The sequence below is a fragment of the Hydrogenivirga sp. 128-5-R1-1 genome (assembly GCF_000171895.1).
Window position 1 is genome coordinate 1 of sequence record NZ_ABHJ01000038.1, and the last position, 4,991, is coordinate 4,991.

A 4,991-nucleotide genomic window follows, 5' to 3' on the forward strand; every position below is an offset into this window, starting at 1 on the left:
TGACGATGGTGAAATTATAGCAATAATTGAACCAGATAGTTATTTACAGCAAATGATTGAAAATGAAGAAAGTTGCTGGGAATTAGAAGTTGATGTTGATTATGATAATGAAACTGATGAAGCATATTTAATTATATCTCTTCATAAAGATAACGGTCAGGTGTTTATGGCTTTTCCTTATGGTGAAGCGTGGGATGCTCTTATAGACAAAGGAGTTATTACAATAGCTCTATTAACACAGTTTGACCTTGACCATGGAAATGTAGAAGATGCTATATCAATTTCTGTAGAAATAGATGAGTTTAATAAAGGGTTTATTGCAGGTGCAGCAAGAATGTGGGAATCAGTTAGAGAAATAGAAGTATGATTTACTCACGAAAAGTATTCTTTTACGAAACAGACGCCCAGGGGATAGTGCACCATTCAAACTATCCCCGTTATTTTGAAGAAGCAAGAGGGTATTTTTTAGAAAAAAACGGATTACCTTATGAAAAAGTTAGAGATGAACTAAAGTTAGATGTGGTATTATTAGAACTTATAGTAAAATATAAAAAGTTCTTAAAATTTGGTGATATTTTTTATATTAAGATGTATCCTAAAGTATTAAATAAATATTTTTTTAAATTTGAATATATACTCACAAATCAAAATAATAATATTATTTGCACAGGTGAAACTAAACATTGTTTTGTAAAAAAAGAAAATAAAAAAATGCTTTCAATTCCAAAGGAATTTTTAAGAATTATAGAACAAAATACGATAAGATAAAAAATCCGGGAGTGGTAAACATGGATTTATTTAGAAAAATGACAATAAAGTCAAAGCTTTACTTAGTACTAATGCTTGTAATGTTTTCTTATTTCTTCATGGCAGGTATAGTCTTATATAATCTAAATTCAGTAGAAAGAGAGTTTCAGCAGTTAAAAAATAAGGAAGTGCAGGGGCAGATACTAACCCTTTTAATTAATCTGGATAAAAATTACGAGAGTAAACTTACACGAGATATAATGCTTGGAGCTGATTATGATAAAAGTATAAAAAAATTAGAAAAAAGAATAAAAAGGATAAAATCAAACTTTAATAAATTAATGGGGACAGCTCTTTCGGAAGATGAGCTTGAGCTTATAAAAAAAGCCAAAAAACTTACAGAAAAAGCACTGAGTACAGAATACAGTATTGTAAAACCTTTAAAAGACGTGCCTCCAGAGGAAAGGTATAAAACTTATACCATATATCATGAAAAGGCTTCTCCTATAGGAGAAGAAGCCAGAAAATACTTCCAAAAAGTAGCTGAAATAAAAGCTCAACATTTTGAAAGAGGATTTAAAGATGTCCAGAAAGAAATTGACTTTATAAAAAAAATAATATACATAGGAGCTCCTATTTCTTTACTTGTAATAGCCTTTATTTTAATAGGAATAATAATAACCATATCTAAACCGATAGACAAATTTGTAAAAAGTTTTTCTAAAGCTGTAGAGGGAGATTTAACAACAAGAATGACAGAGAAAGGAAACGATGAAATTTCCATACTTTCAATTTACTTTAACAACTTAATGGAATCTATAAATAAAGTTTTTGAAAAAGCGAAAAATAATATAAAATTGCTATTTAACACAACAGGCGATTTAAAACAAGATGGAGAAAAAACTTTAAAACTTGCTTCAGAGCAGGAAAATTCATTGAATTTAATATTAGAAAATATTTCCAAACTAAACTCTTCTGCAGAAAGAATTGATATTACTGTAAATGAAACGTTAAAAAATGCGACACAAGATACATTACAAAAAACAAAAGAAGGAAAAGAAAGTATTGAAGATACAATTAAGAAAATTAATCAAATAAAAGAAAAAGCAGAAATGTTAGCAAGTAATATAGAAGAGTTAAGTATTTCCTCTGAAGAAATTGGAAAAATCACAAATGTTATAAATGAACTTGCCAATCAAACAAACCTACTTGCCCTGAATGCAGCAATAGAAGCAGCAAGAGCAGGTGAGTTTGGAAGAGGTTTTGCAGTAGTTGCAGATGAAGTTAGAAATCTTGCAGAAAGGACAAGAAAGGCTACAGAGGAAATAAATCAAATTATTGAAAAACTACAAAATGATGCTCAAAATGCAAAGAAAGAAATGGAATCTGCAAAAGAAAGTGTAGAAGAAGGTGTGGAAACAGCGCAAAAAACAGAAATAGTATTTGATGAGATAGTTAATAAGATAAACATCGTAACTGAAGTAGGTGATAAAATCAGAAGTGAAGTAAAAACGGAAAATAAACTCCTAAAAGAAATATCTGACAAAACCCATAGTTTTTCTGAAATTATGAAGCAGTCATGTGAAGATACAAGAGAAGTGGTAGAAAAAATAAAACAGTTAGAAAGTTCAACAGAAGAACTGGTGAAAATGTTAGACCAATTTAAAACTTGATGGTGCCCAGGGCGGGAGTCGAACCCGCACGCCCTTTCGGGCAACGCCCCCTCAAGACGCCGCGTCTGCCGATTCCGCCACCTGGGCATAAACAGATAAATATTATAAAGCAGGTGATTATATTTTGCAAGTAGTATTATTAACTGAAGGAAGCGACCTTGATAGTTTATCTTCCGCTTATGCATTAACAATACTTGAGAAAAATACATACATATTACTTCCTCATTCTTACTCTGCCACTGTAAAACTTGCAGTCAATTACTTTAAAAACAAATTGAAAAACAAAATAATAAAAAAAGAAAATATAGGAAACCTAAAAAAAATATATATAGTAGATACCTCATCTCTAAAAAAAATTGACCAGATTTTAGCAGAAACTGGGATAAGTAATTTTAAAAAAATTACCGTGATTGACCATCATGAAAAAATAAAATATTTGCCTGATTATTTAAAAAAAATATCTGTTCCTTACGGCGCTTGCACAACATATTTTGTAAAAAAAATCAAAAGAAAAAAGATTAAATTAGATATAGAAGATGCCACACTAATATCTCTTGGTATATATGAGGATACAGGTTCTTTTAAATATACAAATACTACTAAAGATGATGTTGATGCTTTGAAGTTTTTAATAAAATCAGGAATTAATTTTGACATAGTAAATAACATTTTAACAAATAAAATAGACGAAAAAGCTCTTAAGATACTTGAAACAGCAGTTGAAAATCTTCATATTCTACAAATAAAAGACAAAAAAATAGGATTATCAAAAGTATTTTATTCTGACTACATTCCTGACATATCAAGCCATCTAAATAATATTAAAGAATTTAACAATTTAGATGCATTTTTTCTCCTGATAATAAGCAAAAACAAAATATTTATAATTGCAAGGTCTAAAAATATAAATGTAAATGAAATCCTTTCAGTTTTTGGTGGTGGCGGTCATAAAAGAGCAGCATCTGCTGTTGTAAAAGATATTGAATACGAAGATATAGAAAGTGAACTTGAACTTCTTATCACAAAATACATTTTAAAAGATGAAACCATTGAAAATTTCGCTATAAAAGAGTTTAAAAAGGTTAATTTAAATGAGGAGATAAAAGAGGAAAAAGATTTAAATGAATATTTTTTATTTGCTGTTGATGAATACGATAATTTTAAAGGAATAGTATTTACACGAACCATAAAAAACGCGTTAAAACATGGTGTAAAAAATTTAAAAATAAAAGATATTTTAATTGATGATATTTTTGTTTTTAAACATAACACTCCTGTATATGAGGCTGAAAGCATTGCATTAAAAGCAGCCCAGGACATTTTCCCTGTATTAAAAAATAACAAACCTATAGGATACATAACAAAAAGGTCTATCCTTGGGGCAATTCATTTTGATGCGTTTCAAAAGGAAGAAACCTTTTCATTTCAAGGATAAGATTAACTCCAAAAATGTACAACTTTAAACAAAAATTAGAAAAATACTTTCCTGAAAAAATAGTAAATACCCTCAAAGATATAGGTAAAATTGCAAAAAAACTTAATATGAAGGTTTACCTCGTTGGAGGTATAGTAAGGGACATTATAATGCAAAGAGAAAATTTAGATATAGATATTATTGTTGAAGGTGATGCAATTAAACTTGCTAAAGAATTTGCAAAGAAAAAAAAAGGTAAATTCAATAAATTTGAAGAGTTTATGACGGCACAGGTAAAAGTAGGTAATATAAAATTTGACTTTGCCACAGCAAGAAAGGAGATATATGAATACCCGGGAGCTTATCCTAAAGTACAAAAATCAAATTTAAAAGAAGATTTATATCGTAGAGATTTTACAATAAATACACTTGCTATAAACCTTACCCAGGATAACTTTGGAATACTTATAGACTATTTTAACAGTCTTCAAGATATAAAAAATGGAAAGATAAGAATATTACATCAGCTAAGTTTTATAGAAGACCCAATAAGAATTTTTAGAGCACTAAGATTTTCAGGAAGGTTTAATTTCTCTCTTGGAAAAACTACAGAAAAACTTTTAAAAATAGCTATTGACCAAAATCTCATAAAAGCAGCTGCACCAGGAAGACTGAATCTTGAGCTTAACTTAACTTTTAATGAAGAGAAGGTAGTAGAAATACTGAACTTAATGTACAAATATAAAGTTTTAAACCAGATAATTCCTTATTTTGAAATGACAGAAGAAAGATTGATAATTTTAGAAAAAATAAGGGATTATTATATATTTTTAACAAGCCAATTAAATTTTAAGGTAAATAAATCTTCTGTTTATCTACTTAGTCTTATGTACCATTTACCTGTTGAATCTTCAATATCTATATTAAAAAAACTCCACTTTGAAGAAGCTATTAAAATATTTGAAGAATTTTTTAAAATAAAAAACAAGATAAACACAGGTATAAAAAACAGCATACTGTATAAAATACTGAAGGAAATAAAACCGGAAACAACATTATTTTTAATATCTTATTTGCCGTCTGAAATCTCACAGAAAATACTTGAAGTTTTAAATAAAAGTAAAGAAAGAATTATAACTGGAAAAGATTTAATAAAT

General features: G+C 28.4%; 4 protein-coding genes, 1 tRNA gene and 1 pseudogene. 5 read left to right on the top strand and 1 reads right to left on the bottom strand.

Features of this window, described 5'->3' with window-relative positions; all coding sequences use genetic code 11:
* The 3 genes from HG1285_RS19755 to HG1285_RS06015 all read left to right on the top strand — a co-directional run.
* Nucleotides 1–367 (top strand): hypothetical protein (locus tag HG1285_RS19755; RefSeq protein ID WP_008288246.1); only part of this gene is annotated, 367 nt, incomplete at its 5' end.
* Nucleotides 364–768 (top strand): acyl-CoA thioesterase, encoded by a 405-nt coding sequence (locus tag HG1285_RS06020; protein WP_008288248.1) that lies wholly within the window; start codon nt 364–366, stop codon nt 766–768. The genes HG1285_RS19755 and HG1285_RS06020, both read left to right, overlap by 4 nt.
* 20 nt (nt 769–788) lie before the next feature.
* A complete protein-coding gene (locus tag HG1285_RS06015) occupies nt 789–2,420 on the top strand; it encodes a methyl-accepting chemotaxis protein (RefSeq protein WP_008288249.1) in 1,632 nt (543 codons plus the stop codon).
* Here the strand turns inward: HG1285_RS06015 and HG1285_RS06010 are convergent.
* Nucleotides 2,421–2,507: transfer RNA gene (locus HG1285_RS06010), tRNA-Leu, on the bottom strand. It abuts the gene before it with no gap.
* A gap of 37 nt (nt 2,508–2,544) precedes the next feature.
* Here HG1285_RS06010 and HG1285_RS06005 point away from each other — a divergent pair.
* Together HG1285_RS06005 and HG1285_RS06000 are read left to right on the top strand one after the other, a co-directional pair.
* Nucleotides 2,545–3,855, top strand: coding sequence for a DHHA1 domain-containing protein (locus HG1285_RS06005; RefSeq protein ID WP_008288250.1), 1,311 nt, complete (start codon nt 2,545–2,547; stop codon nt 3,853–3,855).
* 14 nt (nt 3,856–3,869) lie between these two features.
* A pseudogene (locus HG1285_RS06000) lies at nt 3,870–4,991 on the top strand (CCA tRNA nucleotidyltransferase); the annotation flags it as partial.